18 protein-coding genes and 1 pseudogene are annotated in these 23,082 nt (G+C 45.2%); 10 read left to right on the forward strand and 9 right to left on the reverse strand.

Translation table 11 applies throughout. The features are described from left to right. Positions 1-5: 5 nt before the first annotated feature. The 3 genes from FKN08_RS10135 to FKN08_RS10145 all read right to left on the reverse strand — a co-directional run bounded on the left by FKN08_RS10135 (position 6) and on the right by FKN08_RS10145 (position 5,812). A complete protein-coding gene (locus FKN08_RS10135) occupies positions 6-2,144 on the reverse strand; it encodes a TonB-dependent hemoglobin/transferrin/lactoferrin family receptor (RefSeq protein ID WP_170892027.1) in 2,139 nt (712 codons plus the stop codon). Next, entirely contained in the window at positions 2,145-4,142 is a 1,998-nt protein-coding gene (locus FKN08_RS10140; RefSeq protein ID WP_170892028.1) for a prolyl oligopeptidase family serine peptidase, read from the reverse strand. It lies immediately after the preceding gene. A gap of 326 nt (positions 4,143-4,468) precedes the next feature. Next, positions 4,469-5,812 (reverse strand): DEAD/DEAH box helicase, encoded by a 1,344-nt coding sequence (locus FKN08_RS10145; protein WP_047009779.1) that lies wholly within the window; start codon positions 5,810-5,812, stop codon positions 4,469-4,471. 552 nt (positions 5,813-6,364) lie between these two features. Here FKN08_RS10145 and FKN08_RS10150 point away from each other — a divergent pair. Continuing rightward, a complete protein-coding gene (locus FKN08_RS10150; RefSeq protein ID WP_005375145.1) occupies positions 6,365-6,619 on the forward strand; it encodes an Lpp/OprI family alanine-zipper lipoprotein in 255 nt (84 codons plus the stop codon). Between the two features lie 26 nt (positions 6,620-6,645). On the opposite strand, the gene FKN08_RS10155 is transcribed toward FKN08_RS10150, so the two are convergent. Genes FKN08_RS10155 through FKN08_RS10170 form a run of 4 tightly spaced genes read right to left on the reverse strand, consistent with a single transcriptional unit; the run spans position 6,646 to position 10,757 of the window. Next, a complete protein-coding gene (locus FKN08_RS10155; RefSeq protein ID WP_005394922.1) occupies positions 6,646-7,572 on the reverse strand; it encodes a L,D-transpeptidase family protein in 927 nt (308 codons plus the stop codon). A gap of 6 nt (positions 7,573-7,578) precedes the next feature. Further along, complete coding sequence (gene phrB, locus FKN08_RS10160) at positions 7,579-8,994, reverse strand: deoxyribodipyrimidine photo-lyase (RefSeq protein ID WP_170892029.1); 1,416 nt, start codon at positions 8,992-8,994, stop codon at positions 7,579-7,581. Between the two features lie 19 nt (positions 8,995-9,013). Next, positions 9,014-9,817, reverse strand: coding sequence for a MerR family transcriptional regulator (locus tag FKN08_RS10165; RefSeq protein ID WP_047009571.1), 804 nt, complete (start codon positions 9,815-9,817; stop codon positions 9,014-9,016). Beyond that, positions 9,807-10,757 carry a DUF523 and DUF1722 domain-containing protein gene (locus FKN08_RS10170; protein WP_046875782.1) on the reverse strand — a complete coding sequence of 317 codons (951 nt, stop codon included), beginning with the start codon at positions 10,755-10,757 and terminating at the stop codon, positions 9,807-9,809. Before FKN08_RS10170 ends, FKN08_RS10165 begins: the two co-directional genes overlap by 11 nt. 397 nt (positions 10,758-11,154) lie before the next feature. Here FKN08_RS10170 and deoD point away from each other — a divergent pair, with 397 nt between their 5' ends. The 9 genes from deoD (at position 11,155) to FKN08_RS10215 (ending at position 21,840) form a co-directional block, all read left to right on the forward strand. Then, entirely contained in the window at positions 11,155-11,865 is a 711-nt protein-coding gene (deoD, locus tag FKN08_RS10175) for a purine-nucleoside phosphorylase (RefSeq protein ID WP_005394915.1), read from the forward strand. Between the two features lie 71 nt (positions 11,866-11,936). Beyond that, positions 11,937-13,406, forward strand: a complete 1,470-nt coding sequence (locus FKN08_RS10180) for an IS1 family transposase (protein WP_170892030.1) — start codon at positions 11,937-11,939, stop codon at positions 13,404-13,406. A gap of 160 nt (positions 13,407-13,566) precedes the next feature. After that, positions 13,567-15,051 (forward strand): hypothetical protein, encoded by a 1,485-nt coding sequence (locus FKN08_RS10185; RefSeq protein ID WP_047009573.1) that lies wholly within the window; start codon positions 13,567-13,569, stop codon positions 15,049-15,051. Continuing rightward, on the forward strand, positions 15,035-16,618 hold the full coding sequence (locus FKN08_RS10190; protein WP_006741935.1) for a diguanylate cyclase: 1,584 nt from the start codon (positions 15,035-15,037) through the stop codon (positions 16,616-16,618). Before FKN08_RS10185 ends, FKN08_RS10190 begins: the two co-directional genes overlap by 17 nt. A gap of 243 nt (positions 16,619-16,861) precedes the next feature. Next, on the forward strand, positions 16,862-17,242 hold the full coding sequence (locus FKN08_RS10195; RefSeq protein ID WP_047009575.1) for a DUF3302 domain-containing protein: 381 nt from the start codon (positions 16,862-16,864) through the stop codon (positions 17,240-17,242). Continuing rightward, a complete protein-coding gene (locus FKN08_RS10200; protein ID WP_047009576.1) occupies positions 17,242-18,372 on the forward strand; it encodes an HlyD family secretion protein in 1,131 nt (376 codons plus the stop codon). The genes FKN08_RS10195 and FKN08_RS10200 overlap by 1 nt, the downstream gene beginning before the upstream one ends. A 337-nt stretch (positions 18,373-18,709) precedes the next feature. After that, positions 18,710-19,258: an ECF-type riboflavin transporter substrate-binding protein gene (locus FKN08_RS10205; protein ID WP_145535681.1), complete on the forward strand. Its 549-nt coding sequence runs from the start codon at positions 18,710-18,712 to the stop codon at positions 19,256-19,258. Positions 19,259-19,264: 6 nt separating this feature from the next. Further along, positions 19,265-21,004 (forward strand): DUF3744 domain-containing protein, encoded by a 1,740-nt coding sequence (locus FKN08_RS10210; RefSeq protein ID WP_145535683.1) that lies wholly within the window; start codon positions 19,265-19,267, stop codon positions 21,002-21,004. Beyond that, a complete protein-coding gene (locus tag FKN08_RS10215; RefSeq protein ID WP_047009577.1) occupies positions 21,001-21,840 on the forward strand; it encodes an energy-coupling factor transporter transmembrane component T in 840 nt (279 codons plus the stop codon). The genes FKN08_RS10210 and FKN08_RS10215 overlap by 4 nt, the downstream gene beginning before the upstream one ends. Before the next feature lie 124 nt (positions 21,841-21,964). On the opposite strand, the gene FKN08_RS10220 is transcribed toward FKN08_RS10215, so the two are convergent. After that, a complete protein-coding gene (locus FKN08_RS10220; protein WP_043884592.1) occupies positions 21,965-22,276 on the reverse strand; it encodes a YrhK family protein in 312 nt (103 codons plus the stop codon). Between the two features lie 171 nt (positions 22,277-22,447). Next, positions 22,448-22,957, reverse strand: a pseudogene (locus FKN08_RS10225) (MFS transporter); the annotation flags it as partial. Between the last annotated feature and the right edge of the window lie 125 nt (positions 22,958-23,082).

The raw sequence follows: 23,082 nt of genomic DNA on the forward strand, positions 1-23,082 counted from the left end.
TCCTACTAAAAGACGTATTTCGCGTTAACCGTAAAGTAACGACCAGGTTCCGTTGAGTAGCGTTTGCTCTCATCTGCTATGCCAGCAACGTCTTGGTAGCGAATGTATTCTTTGTCGAACAGGTTGATGATGGTCGCACTCAAACGAAAATCTTTGGTGATTTGGTAACTTGCCCCCAAATCGAGCGTGTTCCATGCCTCTGTTTGTGCGCATTCGGTTTTTTGTCCGAGCGACGTTTGGCAACTCGGCACACGATCCATCGAACCAGCCCAATTCCACGTCGCGAACGCATTAAAGTCTTGCTGCTGATAGTTCAGCCCAACATTGCCCTCGAAAGGTGTGATGCTACGAACGTACTCGCCTTCGGCGTCCTTTCCGTCAACATAACCAAGCTTGGTACTTAGCTTCCAAGACGAAGTGAAAGCGTACGCGGCAGAAAGCTCGGCGCCGTAGGTTTCAACGCCGTGTAAGTTTTGGTATTGCTTGATGTAGTTACCGAAGTTATCTTGCCCTGTGGTAACAACATCGATGAAGTTTTGGAACTTGTTGTAAAACGCAGAAACGTAAAGTTGCGCGCGGCCATTATCGAATTTGTTACCGATTTCAAAGGAGTCCGAAGTTTCAGCCTCTAGGTCCATGTTCGGTGCAATGACAAACGGCGTTAGCGGCACAAAGTCATGGTTTACGAAGCCATACGCTTTGTCGTATTCCGGAGCACGATAACCGTGGTTATAAGATACATAAGCGATGTTATTGGCAAACACTTCACGAGAAATCGATAGGCTTGGAGATACCTCTGAGCTATCCATGTCTTTTAATGGGAAGCCGCCCACTTCACCCTCACCGTCCGGTGTTAGACGATGCGCATCAAAGCGCAGGCCGCCTGTAATGGTCCATTTATCCAGCTCCACCATGTCTCGAACGTACAGACCAATGTTATAAGCGCGAGCAGGAGCGAAAGGTTGTTTGGTCGAAGGCGTTACCCCGTTCCAATCAATCTTGGAATCGCTATCTGTGCGTTCATAATAGTCAGTAGAAAGCTCGATACCGTAAGCCAATTGGTGCTCAGCATTTGCAGCATAAATCGTATTGGTGAAATCACCACGGAAGCCAATTGTTTCGTCAATGAAGGTTTTGTGTTCTAGCTCGCGACGTCTAACAGTCAAACCATTGTGGTCAACTTGTCTCATTAAACGATTCGTGTCTTCCACCACTTCGGTGTGGCGCCAGTAGACCTTTGTATCTAACTCTTCGAACCAAGTTGGATTAATCGGTGTAACCTCTGCACCAATATAAGCGCTGTACTCTTTTGTCGATTCATCTTCTGCGAAGTCTTCGATATGCCATTTGCCATCCTTCTGTATAGATGGCGACCCTTCCAGGCGTTGTTGGTCTTGCCGATAAAGTTCGGCACGCGCTTTGACCATCACTTCATCATTGAAGAAATGATTGATGGCGTATGACGCGCTGTAACCATCCAAATCGCGGTTGTACAAATCTTGGCTGAAGTTACGCGTCTCTTCACCTTGCCAATACGCCGCGTTGACTAAGCTTTCCGTGTCGCCAGAACGAAACGCCAGATTGCTCGCGCCTTTGTATTTATTGCTGATCCCCGTGTAAGTGCCCGTGGCATCAACATAAAAGTCACGATCTTTTAAAAACTCGCCCGGCTGTTTGGATTTTAGAATCACAGCGCCACCGATAGCACCAGAACCTAAGACTGAGGAGCTCGCCCCTTTCACTACTTCTAATGATTCCAAATTAGAAAGATCAAACGTATCGCGGCCCACTTTGTCATTGCTGTCATTCGCACCAAAACCGTCTGCTGAGCGAATGCCGTCACGAATGATCATAATGCGGTTACCCGTCATGCCTCGAATCGTGATGTTTTGTGGACGCCCAGCGCCACCCGACACACTTAACCCAGGTTCATGACGCAGCGCATCATAAAGCTCTGTTTCGCCCTTTTGTTCAATCTCTTCGCTAGTGACAACTGCGACGCTGCCTGCTAATTCAGACATTGGTTGTTCAATCCGATTCGCCGTCACCACGACCTCTTCCATAGAGAAAACGTCAGATTTGGCGTGCACTTGGCTGGCAGCTAGTACCGAAAGTACTGCCGCTGACACTGGGGTAAGCTTCATTTACTGCTCCGCTTTAGATGTTTTAATTAGTGATAAAAGAAAGGCGTATTCTTTTGCTTGTTGTTCTTGCGCTTGTCGTGGGTCCATTTGGTGGCCCGAATTAAAATCGGTCTGCAACAAGTACGGCCCGTCGCGCTCACTTAGCGCGGAAACCTTGGCGAGATACTTGGCACCTTCCCAGTAAGGCACGCGCTGGTCGATCAAACCGACTTGAACCAGCATGGGTGGGTAAGCGTCTTTATGAATGTTAAGAATTGGATCGTACGCTTTCATTAGCGCCAGTTGCTCAGATTTGGTTGGGTTACCCCATTCGCCATACTGCTGTGTGGTCAGCGGAAGTGAGGTGTCCGACATGCTTGCTACCACATCAACAAAAGGTACTTTAAGCACGACACCTGAAAACAATTTAGGGTCTTGATTAACCGCTCCCGCGACCAACGTGCCACCAGCACTTGAGCCGATGGCAAAAACCTCTCTATTGCCACGTTCGAATGTTTGCAGCGCCTTAGCCGCCGCAACAAAGTCTCCAATAGAATTGGCTTTGCGCACACTACGGCCCTGCTCGTGCCACTCATCGCCAAAGTACCCACCACCGCGAACATGAGCGATAGCGTAAATCACGCCTTGGTCGAGCAAGCTTATGACTTGAGGCATAAAGTACGGTTTCATCGTAAAACCATATGCGCCATAGCCGTAAATCATCACAGGTGATTGCGCGTGTAATTTGTCTTTGCGATACGCTAAAGAGACCGGGACAGAAACACCATCGTGCTTGATAAAAATGCGTTGGGAGACATAACGTTGGCTATCAAAATCTTGGTAAGCATCTTGAGAATACAAGGTTTTAGTCAGCGTTTTTACATCGAACTCTTCCCACTGAGGAGGCGTAGTCATCGACATACTTCGTATACGAATTTTGTTTGATTCAAAATCGCCCAACGTGCTCAACCAAGCGACATTCCCATCCTGTTCCAATGGCAGTATCACTTTTTCCTGACCTTGGTATGAATACACCGTCAATGTCGCTACGTTGTTCGGCTTACTGAGTGCCACAACTCCTGCATCATAAAGGTAGAACTGGTCAAGCGGTTCACGAGGGGTAGTAAAGCGTTGCCATGTTGCTCTAAGAGGTGCTAGATCGGTTTGATAAAGTGCAAATGTACCTTCAAGATTGCTGTTGACGTAAACGCGCCCTTTCGCCACATCCGCGTAATATTCCACGCCCGCTTCCGGCACTCTCAGTGAATCGCTTACGGTGCCCGTTTCTAGATCAACAAGCTTCTGCTCTGTGGTTGACTCGTTGTTGCTTTGCAGCACCACGTAACGGCTATCTGCCGCACGATAGAAAGAAAGTAACCAATCTGATTTGTATTCGTGCCATACAACTGTTTTAGCCAAAGATTCAGTGGAGATGCGTAGGATCTGATGAGGTCGCTGTGTACGCATTTCCTTCGAAACGAGGTAAGCCATCTTACCATCAGGTGAAAGCAATACACCGCTATCGACGTGCGTTGCCAGCTCCGTAGATTGGCCAGAGAGTAAATCAACAACCACGGCGCGATATTGCTCGCTTCCATCAATATCTTCAGTGAAAAGCAACGTGTCTCCGCTTACTTGCCACTGCCCTACCTGATAATACGGATATGCAGATTGACGTTCAGAGAAATCAAATACTGTGTTCTCTTGTGCATACTGGTTCGAACGTGATAGCAACACATAACCACCGTCACGACGCGTTAACGTCCATTCGCGTCCATTTACGATCGACCATGGTTTATCACCTTTATCTGCCACCATGGCTTCCCACTGCACGAGCAGATCTTGCGTCAACGTCTGATATTTTTTTTGATGCTGTTCAGTCTTACGGTTCTGCTCTGTTAGGTAGGTAAGAACTCGCTCATCTTTACGAGCGTCATCTCGCAACCAATTAAAATCATTAACGGCAAAGCAAGAACTAGAGGTAATTATGAGCCCTAAAAAAACATGAGTAAATTTCATATAGAGAGCAAATTCATTTATAGGATTAATACAATGGCGCGTATTTTGCCCTTAAATAAAAATGAGATCAATTATCATTTTCATAATCATGTGAGATTTTTATCTAGTATGTGCGGAAAAACGTTTGCTTGGACCGAGGAGATAAAACTTAATACCTCTCTAAATTAGCGATCTATGCTGTTTATATAAAACCAGACAAATATAAAAGCCTAGCAAACACGTTAGTACAGAAAGACATCATTTCGCCTGGAGATAAGCATAAAAAAACCCGAGTGCGAACACTCGGGTTTTGAAAAACTAAAATCAGTTGAAAACTGGAGCGACTTTTACTCTTCAGAGTTTGGTGCCGCTGGCTTTTTCTTCGGGATGAACACATCATCACCCACTGATACGTTTTTGTAGAAACTCTTGTCACGTTTAACAGGTTTCTTAGCCGACTTCTTCGCTTGAGGGCGTGATTTCTTCGCTGTCGCTTTCTTGTTACGGAAATCTGGCTTAGGTGGCTTCAGGCCTTTGAACTTGCCTTTCAGATCTTCGAATACTGAAAACTCAAGATCTTGTTGTAGGTAAGCTTCTACACGTTTAAAGCTATCCCAGTCTTTTGGACCAACAAGAGAAATCGCATCACCCTTGTTACCAGCACGGCCCGTACGGCCAACACGATGTACATATTCTTCAGTATGCTTTGGCATATCGAAGTTAATGACGTGTGTCACTGTCGCAATATCCAAGCCACGAGAAGCAACATCTGTTGTCACTAGGATCTTGAATACCGCTCGCTCAAACTGGCTCATGATCGTATTGCGTTGAGTCTGGTTCAAGTTGCCACTCAGTGCAACGGCCTTCAGTTTCTTCTCGTTTAGCTTCGCTGTTAGGCGCTCTGTATCATCGCGCGTCGCCGTAAAGATGATAACTTGGCGATATTCTGCTTCTGAAAGTACGCGATCTAGAATCGCCTCTTTATGATCAAGATGATCACACAAGTAGAATTTTTGCGTGATATCTTTGTGTTCTTCGTTAGAAACACCGATAGCAATACGTTTCGGAGCATTGAGCATTTCAGCCGCAATGTCATTTACGTCGGCGTGATCCAACGTTGCAGAGAACATTAATGTTTGACGGCGACGATGCTTAGCTGCTTTATGGATACGACGAAGCTCTGGTGCAAAGCCCAAATCCAGCATACGGTCTGCTTCATCAAGGATCAGCGTTTCCAAACCTTCAAGGTAAAGCGAGCGGTGCTCTAAGTGGTCAGCCAGACGTCCTGGTGTCGCCACGATGAATTTCGGGTAACGGCGCAGTGCTTTCACTTGATCATTAAAGTTCTCACCACCCAAAATCAATGCAGCTTCATAAGATAGGCCAGCAAGCATAGAGCGAAGCTCACCATACACTTGTTTCGCTAGCTCACGAGTGGGAGCAAGAATAACTGCGCGAGGGTCTTTGGCAGAAAACGATTTTGTCTTTAAAGACTTGTGAAGCATTGGTAATACAAACGCCAAAGTCTTGCCCGAACCCGTTTTCGAAGATGCCAATAAATCCTTGCCTGCAATCGCAACAGGAATAGCCTGCTTTTGAATGTCAGTTGGTTTTTTAAAATCGTAGTGTTTTAGGTTCTTCAACAATCGGTTGTCTAGGCCTAGATCTTTAAATTGCAAAGTATTCTCCAATAAATCAGTCAGCGTCTGAGCGCTCTGTAATGTCGTTTCCGCTCTAACGCAGCAAAAAAATAAAGCTCGGTATAATACCGCAAATCATAGGAGTATAGATAGAGATCACACAAACTAATTCCCACGGATGAAAACAAAACATCCTTTGCGGCTCAATTAAGAACATACCCTGGCTTTGTTGGTCAGCTGCTTTGCTTAAGATTTAGAGAAAAGCAAGCTCAAGGTGCGCCTCTCGTTCTCCAATAAAACTGCGTAAATGGCAGTTATTTGCGCCGAGAAACTTTCATTTGTGTCAATATCGTCTAAATTATTGATATCAGGAACGTGGCAAAAACACCTGCTATGAGAACTGTTGTGGGAATAAGGGAGAGGATAATTCACTCACCTTTGTTAAGCTCAGGTAAAAGTTGACGTCAGGTACTCCATGAAATTCTTGGGTTTTTTTGACTTTTGCTACATCATGTACTGATAAAATGTATCCACATTTAACCTCGCTGCTGTATAAAATAATAGTTGGTAGCGAGACTTTCACTATAAGCAAGGAGTTCTTATATGAACAAAACGTTGATCGCAGCTGCAGCAACTTCAGTACTTCTACTAGCAGGTTGTGCTTCTTCTGATGACGCAGCAACAGCAAATGCAGCAAAACTAGACGAACTAAGCAACCAAGTTAGCCAACTAAGCCAAGACGTACAAGCTCTTCAATCTGACGTTCAAAAATCAGGTGCAGCAGCAATGGCTGCTCAAGAAGAAGCTGAGCGTGCTAACGAGCGTATCGATAACATCGCTCAGTCTTACACTAAGTAAGATTTGATACCGCGTCTTAACGCCTGTTAAGGCGCGGTTATTTCGACAGGAACTCCATTCTGTGCGGCAATCGCTGCTTTAGCCTTCACATTTTTCAGTCCGAACTCATCCAGCCACCACTTTAACTCTTTTGGTACCTGTAGGTGATCTTTCTCACCATTGCTGCGAGTCAATGGCTCATGTGCCTCTAAAAATACACTTCTGTCCGGCTCTAGTGATACTTTCACTGGTTGGTTAATGATATTCACTTCTTCACCGTTACGAACTTTTTCAAACAACCATTCAATGTCGCTCGGGTCCATACGAATACAACCCGCGCTGACTCGCATACCGATGCCAAAGTCTTTGTTGGTACCGTGAATAAGGTATTCACCATTTCCGTAGGCTAAACGCAATGCAAACATGCCCAGCGGGTTGTCTGGACCGGCAGGTACAACGGTTGGCAAGTCAATGCCCTTCGCTTTGTACTCGGCACGAATCGAGGCTGGCGGCGTCCACGTAGGGTTTGGACGTTTTTGGCTAATACGCGTTGTCATCACCGGGGTGTCTCGCCCAATTCGCCCGATTCCCACGGGGAATACATGCACAATATCTTCTCCTTTCGGGAAGTAGTATAAGCGCAACTCCGCTAAATTAATGACAATGCCTTTGTGGGGTACATCTGGGAGGATCAGTTGTGTTGGAATAGTAAGAACGTGTCCCTCTTCTGGCAAGAAGGGATCCACGCCTTTATTTGCCGCCATTAAACCTAGCATCCCGACATCGTAGTGCTTGGCAATATTTGCCATGGTTTCGCCTTCTTGCACGACGTGGTTTTCAAGGCGACCAATTAAACGACTGCCATCCTCTGGTAGCTCGTACATTTTAGCGAATGACAAACCACTCGCTAAAGATAACGATACAGATAACAGCGTACGTTTTGCGAAACTCATTGATCGCTTTTTGCTAAGCATTTCACTTTATTCCTTGGCACTTTTAAAGAGCCGTAAGGTTATCTCTCTTTCTGTCTTGTGATCAACCATCGGCTTGTGATATTCCAGTAAAGAAAATCCCTCCCAAGTCCAAGGTTTATGGATGTATTTGTTTGGCACACTTTTGATTTCAGGCACCCAGTGGCGCACGAATTGGCCATCAGAATCAAACTTCTCACCTTGGCTTATCGGGTTGAAAATACGGAAGTACGGCTGCCCATCACAACCCGTCGATGCAGACCACTGCCAACCACCATTGTTTGCTGCGAAATCGCCGTCCACCAGCTTACTCATGAAGTACGCTTCGCCCCAACGCCAGTCAATGTGTAAATCCTTGGTGAGAAAGCTCGCGACAACCATACGAAGCCTGTTATGCATCCAGCCTGTTTGGTTGAGCTGACGCATTGCTGCATCGACGATCGGGTACCCTGTCGCTCCAGCCTTCCATCGCTCAAAAGCCTGCTCATCATAAGACCACTGAATTTTATCCTCCCAGTCGATAAAGCCTTTGCCTTTAACGAGCTTTGGTTCGAAAACCAACAGGTGCTGATAAAACTCACGCCAAATGATCTCACTCAACCAAGTTGCTTTCCCTTCTGTTAGGTCATTTTGTTGGTTTTCAGCATACAAGCGAGCAATACATTGCCTTGGTGACAATGCACCAATCGCAAGATAGGGAGACAGTTGACTGGTGCCATCAATAGCCGGAAAATCTCGATCTTCCTTGTAAGCATCACTGCGCTCACGAGCAAATTCCCTAAGCTGCTTTAAAACATCATTGGTCGAAGTAAACCAATTCTCGCTGGACTCTCGAGGATAGCTAAACGTGAAGTCTGAACTAAATCGAATCGGCTCTAATTGTTCCAATATTTTGCTGCTTAGCGGCGCTTGTTCTTGAGGTTTTGTTACCGTTGGCATTTGAAACTGCGTCAACCAAGCACGTTTGAATGGTGTAAATACCTTAAAATACTCACCTTGCTTATTGAGAACCGTCGTTGGTGGGTGCACACATTTGTCGTGAAACAGTTCAAAATCGATATCATGGGAAGCTAGCGCCTCACTCACTTGTGCATCGAGATCTCGTTCATTCACTTCATATTGAATATTCGCCATAACAGACGTTGCTTCAAGTGTTTTCGCCCATTCACTAATCACTTCGGTACAATCAGAAAACGACGGCACCTCTTTATATAAAAAAGGCACATTCAGGCTTTCCAACTCGTCGTTGAGATACTCTAAACGACGAGCAATGAGATCCGCCTGCATCGGCGCCATGTGGTGTTCTCGCCACTGCTCTGGCGTCGCGATAAAACAAGCGACAACAGGCTGACCTGAATCTAATGCCGCCTTAAGTGCGGTGTGGTCTAACGTTCGTAAATCACGTCGAAACCATACTAAGATCATGGTGTCTCCTTCGTTTCGTCTACTCTGTTAGGTGCAGTTTCTCAATCACTTCAGAACATCCAATACGTTCTCCAAAACGTGTTTGAAGCATTTTGATGGACTCCACTTGCTTAGCTGCCAGCGCTTTATTGGAAAACAGGTAAATGAGCGAGTAGCTATCAACAACTTCGTGCTCCAGTAAACCAGAGACATCATCAACTTTGTCGATCAACGTCGTGTGATACCCTTGCTCACACAACTTCGCCGCTTGAATCCAGCTCTCTGCTTCCCTATGTTGTTCAAAGCTGATAAGCAAGCACTTCCCTTTGGAAGCGGCTTTGTTTTCAGAGTCGATAACAAGGGCAAGACGAGTGATCAAACAAGTTTGAAATAACCCCATCTGCAACGATCTCAGCGATCCTTTGACCATCTCCAGCGCGTCAAATACAGGGTCAATAAATTGTTCAATAACCAAGTTCAATGGATACTCTTTGAGAACAGATGCAAGCAAGCTCTCCGCTTTGCCTCGATTCAGTTTCGAAAGTGCTGATAACATGGTTTCTACTTCTTCGAGAGTACGAACTTCATTGTTGACTTCTACGTCAGCACTTTTTCCCAAAAGTCCCTTTACTTTACCGATGGCAATCCCCTTCGCGAGCCAACTCTGGACTTCACGAATCGTATCGAGATCTTGCTGTCGATAAAGTCTGTGCCCTTTTTCTGTTCGCTGAGGCTGGATCAAATTGTATCTTCTCTGCCAAGCTCTTAGCGTAACTGGTTTCACACCCGTGATTTCTGCGACATCTCGGATCGCGTATAGTTTTTCTTCTGAACTACAAACCATAGCGTAATCTCATCTCCTGCGGATACGGTTCTAAAAACTTCTGTTTTGCTAAATACTCATCTGGGTAAGTGTTTAAGTAGTGCTTAATCAATGTCAACGGTGCTAATAATGGCAATGTACCAGTGCGGTAGTCATGAATTACTGTTGCTAATTCTTCTTTTTCGTCTTTAGTTAAAGCGCGCTTAAAATACCCTTGTAAATGCATTAGTACGTTAGTGTTATTTTTTCGGCTAGCACGATTCGCAAGTGCCTTCATAAGACCTAAGCGATACTCTTGATAGAATTCTTCGATTTCATAGCTAGCGACATCGGCAACTAAACGACCAAGAGAGCGGTATGACTCAGGGTGATGCGCCATCAAGGTCAACTTATAGCGCGAATGAAAATCGATAATTTTGCCTCGAGTTGGCTCTCCGTCCATCGAGTCATAAAAGTCGTTCAGGCAAAATACTCGGGTAATAAAGTTTTCTTTTAATACAGGATCGTTGAGTCGGCCATCCTCCTCGACGGGCAACCAAGGCATTTTTTTCATCAGCGTTTGTGTGTACAAGCCAACGCCCTCTTTCGCTGCGTTATTTTTGCTATAAACCTTGACGCGCTCCATACCGCAAGTTGGAGACTTGGCACAGACGATGTAACCGCAAAGTTGCTCGCTTTGTAGCTCCTCCACTTTGTTAGCAGAGTAAGCAAGCATATTATCGGTATGGTCATTTTCTGGATTTTTAGTTTCTACCAGCGCCACACGCTCTTCTTCGGAAATCAAACGAATTGTTGGTCGCGGCACTGGCATTCCGACACCCACTTCGGGGCATACCGAAACAAAGTCAAAATATGGGCTGAGCTCTTTAGTCACAAAGTTACTTACTTTATGACCAGAGTCAAAACGAACTCGTTCACCCAAAACACAAGAACTAATACCTACTTTGATTGAAGATTCCATGATGACGCATCCCTATACAAAATGTTTTGTTGTATAACTTATAGCAAGGCTTTTTAGATTGTACAAGAAAATAAATTGTACAATTTAATCGTTTTACTCTTCTCAAGAGCATTTCGATCAGCGCTTTCTCAAAAGTTTTTGATGTTCTCAGAGTCCATTTTGTGCGCGCAATCGACAAATCGCTCAAAAGCGAATCGATTGCTCTTTTGCTTTCAACAGATTTAGTTATCAATGATGTTCATGGTTTCTAAAAGCGTGGTTTTTGTGACTAAGCTCTCAAGGGGCCACTGTACGTCCCGATATTATTGCTTCAACGAAAACGAACAAGTTCAACAGAATTGGTAATAGCGTTCTATACTAGAGGCGTTTTATCAAAACAAAACTTTGGAGAGCACTTATGGCAACCCCACACATCAATGCACAACCAGGTGATTTCGCTGAAACGGTTCTAATGCCAGGCGACCCTTTACGTGCTAAATACATCGCAGAAACGTTTCTTGAAGATGTGAAGCAAGTTTGTGACGTTCGTAACATGTTCGGCTTTACTGGCACTTACAAAGGCAAAAAAGTGTCTGTTATGGGTCACGGCATGGGTATCCCTTCTTGCTGTATCTACGTACACGAGCTAATCGCAGAATACGGCGTGAAAAACGTAATCCGTGTAGGTAGCTGTGGTGCGGTACGTGATGACGTTAACCTAATGGACGTTGTTATCGGTATGGGTGCTTCTACAGACTCTAAAGTAAACCGTATCCGTTTCAACAACCACGACTTCGCTGCAATCGCTGACTACGGCCTTCTAGAAGAAGCGGTAAACCAAGCGCGTGCTCAACAAGTACCAGTGAAAGTTGGTAACGTATTCTCTGCAGACCTGTTCTACACACCAGAAGCTGACATCTTCGAGAAGATGGAAAAACTAGGCATCCTAGGTGTAGACATGGAAGCGGCTGGTATCTACGGTGTTGCTGCAGACCTAGGTGCGAAGGCGTTAACTATCCTAACGGTTTCTGACCACATCATCCGTGGCGAAAAACTAAGCTCAGAAGAGCGTCAAAAGTCGTTCAACGACATGATGAAAGTTGCGCTAGAAACCGCAATCAACATCTAAGAACAAGTAGTAAGTAATAATTTGCAGCCAGAGTTATTGCTGGCTGCCCGAATTATCCCGAGGGGGCGATTGTGTCTAACGGCGAACTGCCAAAAGACGCAGATGGGTTACAACTCAACTTTTGTAAAACATTGGCGTGTGACAACTTTGGATTGAGTGATGCAAAGCGTTACGTTCTGCAACATGCTAACCCTAAACGTCCGGCGATGGTATGCCGTGAATGTGGAGCTTTCCCCCCCTTACTTAACAATAGCGATGTCGTGAACGAACTTCATCGCCTGCGACACGTCCACAGTGACGGGTTGCCTGCGTGCCGCAATGATGATTGCGAGAACTTTGGACTATCCGTCCACACACATAAACACCTCTACCACGCTTTCGGTTACAGTGGTGATCGTCAACGTTACCGTTGTAAAGCGTGTCAAAGTACCTTTGTTGATAAATGGTCAGGCGCGAACAAAAAGCTACAATTCCAAGAGAATTTAATGGGCTTATTGTTTACTGGTTACTCTGTACGCGAGATCTGCCGAAAACTCAGTATCAACCCGAAAACCTTTTACGACCATGTTGATCATATTGCGAGTCGCTGTCGCCGTAAATTAGCCACTATTGATGCTCGTTGGGTAAACCACGCAACGCACTATGAATTGGCCTCAAACTATGTTGCATTGCAGCCAAACAGCAATAATGGTGTCTACTGGATTGTTTCCGGTGAAGCCCACTCAGGCTATATTCTTTGTCAACATGTGAACTATTCTGCTGATGAAGAGCCAATCGCCACGCTAGACCATAACCCGTACGACGAGGTCTCTCGTTTTGTTTCCCAAGAGTACACAGCGGAAGCAAGTGAACCGCCAGCGGAACCTTCGAACCTCCTGCGTGAGCGTATTGACCAAAAATACCAAACCATTTTGGCTCGCGGTAACGTGGAAGATCCTCTTGGTAATCTTTCCGTATTCCATTACCCATCTAAAGGGGCATTAGTTCGTCCGCCTTACACATCATACGCTCATTACCTGCATGTACTTGATATGTGTTGCCCCAACAAACGTGTATCTCTATATATGCCTCAAGACCCCCTACTACGTTCGGCAGCACTGAGCGTTTGTTTGTCTCGAATTAAAGAGAAAAATGTCGACTTGATGTACGTAGAAGAAGACGCAAATTGGGACATGAGCACACCTTTTGGCAAGGTCGATATCGCCTATATGAGCTGGTGGCGAGATCGCTGGGCGATCTCCACTCAAGACGAAAGCCACAAAGGCATTTGCTACCTTGCAGGTGATAGAAATGAGCCCGAGAAATGGTTTAACGTTGCAACAACTCGCCATGTGCAGTTCTATCAAAATCGCTTCCAGATCCTTTTCGAAAGCTTCATTAACGAGCCACGTCGCAAATTACGACCTGCTGGAATTTTACCTCTTTTAGATATATTCAGAGCTTGGCATAATTTGTGCTATCAGGATAAGCAGGGTCTTACCGCCGCACAAAGGCTAGAAGTCACTGATGCTCCTTTGACCATCAAACAGCTCCTATCGTAACTATTGGCATTTAGATGTAGTAATTAGGGGCTGTGACAGTATACATTACGGCACCTAATCGTTTACCAAAGCGTTATCCGCATCGTTTTGGTAATAAAACATGCATCTAAACACTTAATATTAGGTGTGAATTCCAGTTCGATAGTCATGGATGTGAACGTTGGATAAAAACCAAATTCAGCTAGAAGATGAGCTCAAAAAGCTTAAAGGCCAGATAAAAACGGCCCCTGAACACACCTTCAGTATTGCGCAGCAATACCGTATCCGCGCGGAGCAAATTTTATTTGTGGATGGTGAAATCAGAGCATTGCTGATAATGGCGCAGTGCTGTTGGTGCCTAATGGATTACCGACAAGGCTTAAAGCTAGTCAAAGACGCCTACAGCAAGCAAACCCAACTTGAAACCGACGACCACCTGCCCGAAATTCTTCATTTGTTTGCTCTTCAATATTGGGGACAAGCAAAGTATTACTCAGCCCAACAATATTGGATTAATGCACTTGAACAATCCGCCCTCGTTGATGATATTGAAATTCAAATCGAATCTCTAATTGGGCTTGGCAACGTATGGCGCATCACAAATGAGCATCAACTTGCCGCTTCCACTCATGAGTTGGCGGTTAAAGTGGCAAACAACGTCCGTATTGCTTGGTTGGAAGGCAAAGCTCGTATCCTGTTGGCTTGGGACTATTACTTACTGAATAAGTTTGTCGAAATGCTCACTGTGCTGGATGGTGCAACCGAAGTACTAAAAGATCATGATGACAGCACATGGCAAGCCGAGATCTGGGACTTTAAAGGCTTAGCGCTACTTGGGCTAGAACGCCTTGATGCCGCAGAAGAAGCCACACAAAAGGCCCATAAACTCGCTATTGAACATGATCTAATTTGGATGAAGGCACACTCGTTTATTAGCCGCGCAAGGCTCGAACTCTTGCGCAAAAATACGGATAGTGCAGCAAAGTTACTACTCGCAGCAGAAGAGTCCGCGCTTAGTTTTGACAACGGCGAGCTACTAAGTCAGATCTGCTTTCAGCAATCTCGAGTCGCTGAAGAGCAAGGTGATTTTGAATCAGCGTTTAACGCGTTTAAAAAATACCGTAAACATGCACTCAAAATGCTCAAAGAACAGACTCATCGAGTCAGTATGGATAAAGCACGCGGCTCAAAACGCCAGCTAGAGCAACGAGCGCGTAAGCTGATTAATCGTATCCGTTCCCAACATGAATATGACCCTGAAAAACAGTTTTCTAATGTTGTGTCCGAGACCTACTGGTGGGAACAGTTAGTTCTGTTTAAAACAGAGCTCAAACGCTCCAACCACGCGATCATTATGATTCAGCATGCAAACCCCGAATTTCTCGATGTTTGTACTGAGCTAGTTCATGCATTGACGACCTCAAGTGATCTCATCTCACGAATTTCCAGTGACAGACTAGCTATGTTAATTGCAGAGAAAGGTCAAGCAGCAGAAGATGTCTATCGCACGGTTCAGGCAATGTTAGACATCTATCCATGGAAACGTCGCGGGCTAAAAGGTCCCAAACCGATACTGTATTTGCAAGATATCCTGACCTTCCCATTCACTTTAGAGCAACTCGAAGAAAGCTATATTGAGGTAATGAAGCATGGAACAACTGCTTAGCAAGGTTACTGACGCAGGCATCGATCCTTCTTCCGTCTCTGGTGAAGAAGCGATTACGCTGTGGGAGCACATCGGGTTACATATTGCATCCACGAACCGAGAAAAAGCACATTGCTATATCATTAGTGCCGAGTATCGACGAGAAATTAAGCAGCTCAACGACAGCATCGAAGAACTACGACAAGCCCTTGAATTGCTCGTTTTACCCGACGATGTAGAAGATATTCTGTCTGTAAAAGCAAGCTTGAGTGATCGTTTAGTAGAAGTAGGTGACTACAACGCAGCATTAACCGAGTATGTTGCTGCAACGAATATCGCCGTCGAATATGGCTATATTGATGAGTACGTACTGGCTATTATTGGAATGGGCAATTTGTGCGATGCCTATGGGGATCACCATCGCGCCTTGCGTTATTACCAAAAAATCGATGCGATCGATCACGCCATTAGCAGTCGCTCCCTACGTCTGCGCTACAAACTTTACATGCTTGCCTGTTACATCAGTTTGAACCGTACCGCAGATGCACAAGAATTATTGAGTGAGTGTGAAGAGCTAAGTATCCTCGTCAGTGATAAAAACCTTGCTGCGCAAATTCATCTCTACCGAGCCAAACTGCATCGTTTGCAAGAGGATTACCCTAACGCATTGCTTGCTATCTCGAATGTTCAGTATACGACGGGCAGTGCTACCACGTACTGGTTGTCCACAATGGTCAAAATCGAGACCGCATATTGTCTAAACGGTGTCGGACACATCTCTTTAGCCAACTTAGTGTTGGACTCTATCGGTAAACGAATTCAGAAGCACTCTTCTCCTCTTGTCGCTCAGCATTTTTACAACGCAATGAGTCAAGTTTACGCTTCTCAAGGGTTATTTCAGAAAGCATTAAACTGTGAAAAAAAAGCGTTTCGCATTGAATCTGACCTTGTCAAACACATTCCAATTGGTGAATTGGGTTCTACTCAATTACGTCGACTTTCTCGTTTTGAGCTACAGCTCAAACTCATTTTGTCAGAACTTGAAAACAAAGAACTCAAGGAAACCACCAAACAACATAAGAATACGGTCGCTCAACTACAGCAAGATGTCTTTACTGACCCGCTAACCTCTTTGCACAACCGACGTTGGTTAGAAGTCAAACTCAAAGACCTGCTTTTGCACGATACTGAATTTGCGTTGATGGTCATCGATATTGACCACTTTAAGTCCATCAATGACGAGCTCAGTCACCTTGTTGGAGACAAAGCGATTAAACGTGTGTCTCAAGAATTAGCAGGATACTTCAAATTTAAAGGCGCTTCTTGCGTTCGCTTTGGCGGTGAAGAGTTTCTTGTCATTCTAGAGAATAGCAATCTAGAGCGGGCAGAAATGCATGCCGAGAATTACCGCGAACGCATTTATCAATATGGTTGGGACGATATTCTTGGCGAGCGGGGGTTGACCGTATCGATCGGGATTACCTTACATCGAGAAGGAGAGAATACCCAACGTACCTTCTATCGCGCCGACAAAGCCTTGTACCGCGCCAAAGCCAATGGCCGAAACCAAGTCTGTACCGAACTTTAAACCGTGCCCCAACCTTCACTTGGGGCATAACCGTGGCTTTTATTCTCTATTCCTTCCTTTATTACTACTTAGTTTGAATATAGTCGCCTTCACTTCTTATTGTCCCCGAATAGCAATCGATACGGATATCGCATAAACATAATTCAAGTACAAAATAACTTGATTGAACGATAGTTAAGACAAATACTTAAACTGTTCATTTACGTAAGATTTTCCATTAGGTAACAAGCACAGGCAGGTAAGATGTTTCTAGACTATTTTGCACTTGGGTTACTCATCTTCGTTGCTTTGGTGATCTTCTACGGGATTATCGTTATTCACGATATTCCGTATGAAATTGCTAAAGAACGCGAACACCCTCATCAAGACGCAATTCATTACGCAGGCTGGGTTAGCCTTTTCACTTTACATGCACTGTGGCCATTTTTATGGATATGGGCAACATTGTGGCGCAAGGAGCGAGGCTGGGGCTTCAAACAACTTGAGCAAGAAACTCACGACATTCATCACCGTCTTGAAGATCTCATCGACGAAGTCAACGAACTCAAAAACGAAGTATCGATGTTGAAACAACAAAAGATTCAGCAAAGGCCTTTGACTGAACAAAGTAAAGAGGACGAATAATGGATTTATTGCTGATTCTGACTTATACAGCCCTTTGTATCGCCATTTTTAAAGTCTTTAATATTCCTTTGAACAAATGGACCGTACCTACAGCCGTACTTGGCGGCGTAGTGTTGGTGGGCACACTCGTCCTTCTTATGAACTACAACCACCCATTTACTCAGTTAGGTAACCAAGTGTTCCCAACTACGCCTATCGTCTCTGGTGTACGTGGCCGCGTTGTGGAAGTGCCCGTTCAAGCGAACCAACCGCTCAAAACCGGCGATATTCTGTTCAAAATCGACCCTGTGCCTTTTGAAGCGGAAGTCGCACGCCTTGAAGCGAAAGTGAAAGAAGCAAGCCAAGGCGCGTTGAGTTTAGAGTCTGACTTGAGAGAGGCAGAAGCGGCAGTTTTGAAAGCACAAGCCGATAGAGATAAAGCGCAAAGAGAATTTAGCCGATATCAAAGGGGCTTTGATCGCGGCGCGTTTACAGAACAAGATCTAGATACTCGACGCCAAGCGTACAAAGCGGCAGAAGCCATGCTAGACGTTGCCATTTTGCAGCAAGAGCAAGCACAGATCGCATTAGAGTCGGAAATCGGCGGTGAGAATACCCAAGTCGCGCAACTACTCGCTGAGCTACGTAAAGCAGAGTTCAACCTTGAACAAACCGTCGTTCGTGCGCCAACCGATGGTTACGTTACGCAATTGGCTTTGCGCCCTGGTGTGATGGCTGTGCCGTTGCCGCTTGCCCCTGCAATGACCTTCGTGCATACCGAAGACATTACGTACACCGCGGCGTTCAGACAAAACTCGCTACAACGTTTGAAGGCAGGCTTTGAAGCGGAGTTTATGTTCCGTGCGATACCGGGCAAGGTATTCCGTGGCGAAGTCATCGACGTGATTCCAGCTATTGGTGAAAGCCAAATTCAAGCCAGAGGTGCTCTGCTTGGTACCGATGCCCTGCGCACAAGCGGACGTGTATTTGCGAAGCTGAAAATCACGGACGATTTGAGCGAATACCACCTACCAATGGGTACCGCGGTTGAAGTCGCCGTTTACTCAGACAGCTTTACTCACGTGTCAGTGATGCGCAAAGTGCTGATTCGCATGAAGAGCTGGCAGAACTATTTGTACCTAGACCATTAATGAACAGCTAGCTCATTCATTTATCGATGAAAATAGTATCAGAAAGTGTAATCGGGGGCTGACAATCAGCCTCCGATTTCATTCTAGCCATCCAGACAGATAGCATTCCCACTTTTATCAATATTCTGTATAATGCGCGCCTTATTTTTAATGCTTGCTAAAAAACAAAGCCAGTCAAAGGGATACGTGAATCAAATCACACATTTCCTGAAGAAAAATAGAGCAAACAATAAGCAACTTGGTTGTTTTGTATATATGTTACACAATCAAATAACCAATGCTTTCCAACAATATAAATGAACGTTCTTTAAAATCGACCATTGAACTGAGGTTATCTATGAATCTTTCTGCTAAAACCGTTGTGGTTATTGCAATCGGTGCTGCTCTTTACGGCATCGGTGGCTTACCTATGTTTGGCATCCCTGTGTTTGCAAACACAACGCTAAAACCAGCCATGGCAGTATTAGCATTGTTCTCAGTACTATTTGGCCCACTTGTTGGCTTTTTGGTTGGTTTTATTGGCCACTGGGTCACTGACCTATTCGCAGGTTGGGGCGTATGGCTCACTTGGGTACTTGGTTCAGGTATTGTTGGTTTGATTATCGGTCTATTCCCTTCTCTAACGCGCTACCGTTTAGAGAAAGGCGATTTCAATATGAAAGACTTCGCGTTATTCGTAGTACTTGCGCTATTAGGCAACGTATTTGGTTACGGTTGCTCTGCATTCCTCGACACGATTTTATACGCAGAACCGTTCTCTAAAGTGTTTACCCAGCTCTCAATTATCGCGATCGGTAACACCATTCTTATTGCTATTGTTGGCTTCTTCATTCTTAAGTCTGTCGCTAAACGTAACAAGCAAAGCCGTAACTTAACAGAGGCTTAATGTCGAATGACAATCGAATTTTCTAACTTCTCTTTTAGATATGAGTCGCTGGACAAACCGACGCTAAAAAATATCAATCTAAGGATAGAGAAAGGAGAGAAAATCGTCATTATTGGTCCAAGTGGTAGTGGTAAATCTACCCTTGGGCAATGTCTTAACGGACTGATCCCACACGCAATCAAAGGGGAAACCAGTGGAACATTGACCATCAATGGTCAAGACACCGCCCCTTTCGACATGCACCAATACACTGAGCAAGTTGGCACCGTACTGCAAGATACGGACAGCCAATTTGTCGGCTTGAGCATTGGCGAAGACATCGCATTTGCGCTGGAAAACCAGCTAACTTCTAACATCGACATGTACCCATTGGTCAAAGCCACGGCCAAAATGGTCGACTTGGAACAGATGTTAGATCGCTCTCCCCACGATTTATCTGGCGGACAGAAACAGCGTGTTTCTTTGGCGGGCATTCTCGTCGATGACGTCGATATCCTTTTGTTTGATGAACCACTAGCTGCGCTTGACCCTAAAACGGGTAAAAAAACCATCGAGATCATCGATGATCTACACCGCGAAACGGGCAAAAGCATCGTAATCATTGAGCATCGTCTTGAGGACGTTCTGCATCGCTCAGTTGACCGTATTATCTTGATGGAAAGCGGCGAAATCATTGCCGATACAACGCCAGATGAAATTTTAGCGTCGCCTCTGCTAGAAGATTACGGCATCCGCGAACCGCTTTATATTTCGGCTCTGAAAGAAGCAGGCTGCGCGATTGAGGGCGATGCAAAACCTTCTAGCTTAACTACCTTACCGTTGGAGCAATATAAACCAGCAGTACAAGCATGGTTTGATGGTTCAACAGCACAACCACCTAAAACGCTAGCCGAGACTTTGCTTGAAGTCCGTGGCCTCACCTATTCTTACGACGGTGAGAAAAACGCGCTAGAAGACGTGAGTTTTGACATCAAGCGTGGCGAGTTTGTCTCTGTACTTGGCAAAAATGGCTCGGGTAAATCGACCATCACCAAACTGATTATGGGCGTTATTGAAGCGGATAGCGGCTCAATGAGCATGAATGGTCAAGATCTAAACGAACTGACCATCTTCGAGCGCAGCCAGAACGTGGGCGTGGTGATGCAAAACCCGAATCACATGATTTCCCATCACATGATTTTCGACGAGGTGGCCTTCGGCCTCCGTAATCGTGGCATTAAAGAGAAACAAATCGAAGCTAAAGTACTTGAAGTCCTTGAGCTGTGCGGTTTGAGCAAATACCGTCACTGGCCAATCGAAGCATTGAGCTACGGCCAGAAAAAGCGCGTAACCATTGCGTCAATTTTGGTCTTGGAACCAGAGCTTCTGATCCTTGATGAACCGACGGCAGGTCAGGACTACCGGAACTACACATCAATGCTGAGTTTCATCGAAAAGCTCAATCGCGAGTTGGGCGTAACCGTGATGATCATCTCCCACGACATGCATTTAGTGCTGGAATACACCACACGCTCTATCGTGATTGCAGACAGTAAATTAGTCGCGGATGCACCAATGACGCAGGTATTCAGCAGTCCAGAGCTACTAGACCAAGCAAACCTCACCACAACAAGTCTGTTTGAGTTGGCTACGAAAGTTGGCATCGAAGACACCAATGGCTTTATGCAGCATTTTATCAATGTAGAAAAAGCGCACCGCCAACAAAAAAGCAGCGAAGTAAACCAACCAGAGAAAGCGGTGGCATGAAAGACAATAAGATGAAGTTTGGTATCAACTACATCGATACCCAATCGCCACTTCATAAGTTGAATGGCATTACTAAGTTCTTGCTTTTCATTGCTTGGGTAACGGTGGTGTTGACCACGTTTGACTTGCGAATCATTGCACTGTTGATCGTGCTTGGTTTGGGCTTATTGAAAATGACCAAAGTGCCATTTCATGTCTACAAACCACTTTTACTCGGTACAGGCACGGTATTGCTGATCAATGCCCTGTTTATGTTCGCGTTAGCGCCGCAACAAGGCACTGAGTTCATGGGCTCATCAACGGTTTTACTCCCGTTACCCGGTAATTACTCGCTCACTCAAGAGACGTTGTTTTACCTAGTAACAGTGACGTTGAAATACTTCAGCATGTTCCCAATCGCGTTAGTGTTTGTATTTACCACTCACCCGACGGAGTTTTCAGCCAGCTTGAACCGCTTGGGTGTGCCTTACAAAATCGCCTATGCCGTGAGCTTAACGCTGCGCTACTTGCCGGAAGTGAAAAAGGACTTTGTTAACATCATGCACGCGCAACAAGCACGCGGAGTAGAACTGAGTAAGAAGGCTCCGTTGTTCACTCGTATGAAGAACGTGGCGAAGATTCTTGGCCCTCTGATTTTCTCTAGTTTGGACAGAGCAGACCAAATCTCAAACGCGATGACACTGCGTGGCTTCGGCCGTCATTCATCTCGCACTTGGTACAGCTTAAAACCACTGACCAAAGCCGATATGATCTGTATGGCGGGGATTGCGGTGATAGTGATTGCTGCGATCAGCAAGCGTGTTATGGACACACAACTGTTCTGGTATCCGTTTTAAATTCTAAAGCTTCAAGCTGAACATAACGTGGTTAGTGTTGTGACCACGTTATGTTTCCCTCTTTCCCCTCGATAACCCGCTCATTAGCCTCTTGCTTGCAGGTGCTCAAAATAGGCGTGTAATCTCAGCGGCTCGTTGATGTGCCAGAAAGTTGCTTATTTAAGCGACCAACATGAACTAAACTCATCAGTTTTATCAGGGGCTTAATGATCAACTGCGCGCTGCCTACGATGAACAGCCAAGTCCCGCTTTCAATCAACGAATCATTCAAAAAGAAAAAGCTACCAATTAAAAACCAAATAGCTATGAGCAGATCGTTGGCAGCACCTAACGCCTCATAGCGACGTTGAATAACGACGTGACGGTTTCCTAGATCTAAATCCAACTCCCTGCCATGTACCTGCACTGTAAAACCCTCCTTAGTGTTTCGACTCATGTTGTATCCGAGTAATTTCAACATACTTAGGTATAAAACCCTAACGGACCCAATAGATATGTACAACCATAGAAGACACAACATGAGGATAAAGAAAGGGGTGCCTAAGCACCCAATTCAATAAAGCTATTAACAGTAATTAAATTCTATGACTAGATAGTAAGTACCAACTTAGCTCCACTTTAATAAGCGGGTCTCATTGCCCTCTTCTGGCTTCGCTGGAATATTGAGTGACAGCAGTAAGCTCACAGCCGCCATACCTGCACCGATGTAAAATACGCTAGCAGGAGAAACCAGCCAAATCACACCAAACGTAACAGGTATTACAACCGCCGCAATATGGTTAATCGTAAACGCAACGCCTGCGGTCGACGCCATATCTGCTGGGTCGGCAATTTTCTGGAAGTAGGTTTTAATCGCAAGCGCTAACGCGAAAAATAAATGATCGACAACATACAATGCTGCCGCCCACTCTGCCGTTTGCACCAAACCGTACCCGACGAACACGAAGATCAAACCGACGTATTCAAACATCAACGCTTTGCGCTCACCAACAACGCCGATAAAACGGCCTATTCGCTTCGCAAACAAGAAGTTAAAGACATAGTTAATCAGGAACAGCAACGTAATATCTGCGGCGGAGTAGCCAAACTTCTCTACCATCAGGAAGCCAGCGAATACTCTCCATCAAAATAAAGTGTAAAGAAAAAAGAAGTAACCTAATCACTATACCCCTAATAGTATTGATAGAGTCTTTTTTTTTCTTTACAAAATCACTGCTCAACACTATGTTAGATTTATATATA

The organism is Vibrio sp. 1-2 (7-a), from assembly GCF_013048515.1.
GTDB lineage: Bacteria > Pseudomonadota > Gammaproteobacteria > Enterobacterales > Vibrionaceae > Vibrio > Vibrio diabolicus.

What these genes read in the sequence shown, in the direction of transcription:
- FKN08_RS10135 (WP_170892027.1), bottom strand. Translation starts at nt 2,144, where the DNA reads ATGAAGCTTACCCCAGTGTCAGCGGCAGTACTTTCGGTACTAGCTGCC.
- FKN08_RS10140 (WP_170892028.1), bottom strand. Translation starts at nt 4,142, where the DNA reads ATGAAATTTACTCATGTTTTTTTAGGGCTCATAATTACCTCTAGTTCT.
- FKN08_RS10150 (WP_005375145.1), top strand. Translation starts at nt 6,365, where the DNA reads ATGAACAAAACGTTGATCGCAGCTGCAGCAACTTCAGTACTTCTACTA.
- FKN08_RS10155 (WP_005394922.1), bottom strand. Translation starts at nt 7,572, where the DNA reads ATGCTTAGCAAAAAGCGATCAATGAGTTTCGCAAAACGTACGCTGTTA.
- phrB (WP_170892029.1), bottom strand. Translation starts at nt 8,994, where the DNA reads ATGATCTTAGTATGGTTTCGACGTGATTTACGAACGTTAGACCACACC.
- FKN08_RS10165 (WP_047009571.1), bottom strand. Translation starts at nt 9,817, where the DNA reads ATGGTTTGTAGTTCAGAAGAAAAACTATACGCGATCCGAGATGTCGCA.
- FKN08_RS10170 (WP_046875782.1), bottom strand. Translation starts at nt 10,757, where the DNA reads ATGGAATCTTCAATCAAAGTAGGTATTAGTTCTTGTGTTTTGGGTGAA.
- deoD (WP_005394915.1), top strand. Translation starts at nt 11,155, where the DNA reads ATGGCAACCCCACACATCAATGCACAACCAGGTGATTTCGCTGAAACG.
- FKN08_RS10190 (WP_006741935.1), top strand. Translation starts at nt 15,035, where the DNA reads ATGGAACAACTGCTTAGCAAGGTTACTGACGCAGGCATCGATCCTTCT.
- FKN08_RS10195 (WP_047009575.1), top strand. Translation starts at nt 16,862, where the DNA reads ATGTTTCTAGACTATTTTGCACTTGGGTTACTCATCTTCGTTGCTTTG.
- FKN08_RS10200 (WP_047009576.1), top strand. Translation starts at nt 17,242, where the DNA reads ATGGATTTATTGCTGATTCTGACTTATACAGCCCTTTGTATCGCCATT.
- FKN08_RS10205 (WP_145535681.1), top strand. Translation starts at nt 18,710, where the DNA reads ATGAATCTTTCTGCTAAAACCGTTGTGGTTATTGCAATCGGTGCTGCT.
- FKN08_RS10210 (WP_145535683.1), top strand. Translation starts at nt 19,265, where the DNA reads ATGACAATCGAATTTTCTAACTTCTCTTTTAGATATGAGTCGCTGGAC.
- FKN08_RS10215 (WP_047009577.1), top strand. Translation starts at nt 21,001, where the DNA reads ATGAAAGACAATAAGATGAAGTTTGGTATCAACTACATCGATACCCAA.
- FKN08_RS10220 (WP_043884592.1), bottom strand. Translation starts at nt 22,276, where the DNA reads ATGAGTCGAAACACTAAGGAGGGTTTTACAGTGCAGGTACATGGCAGG.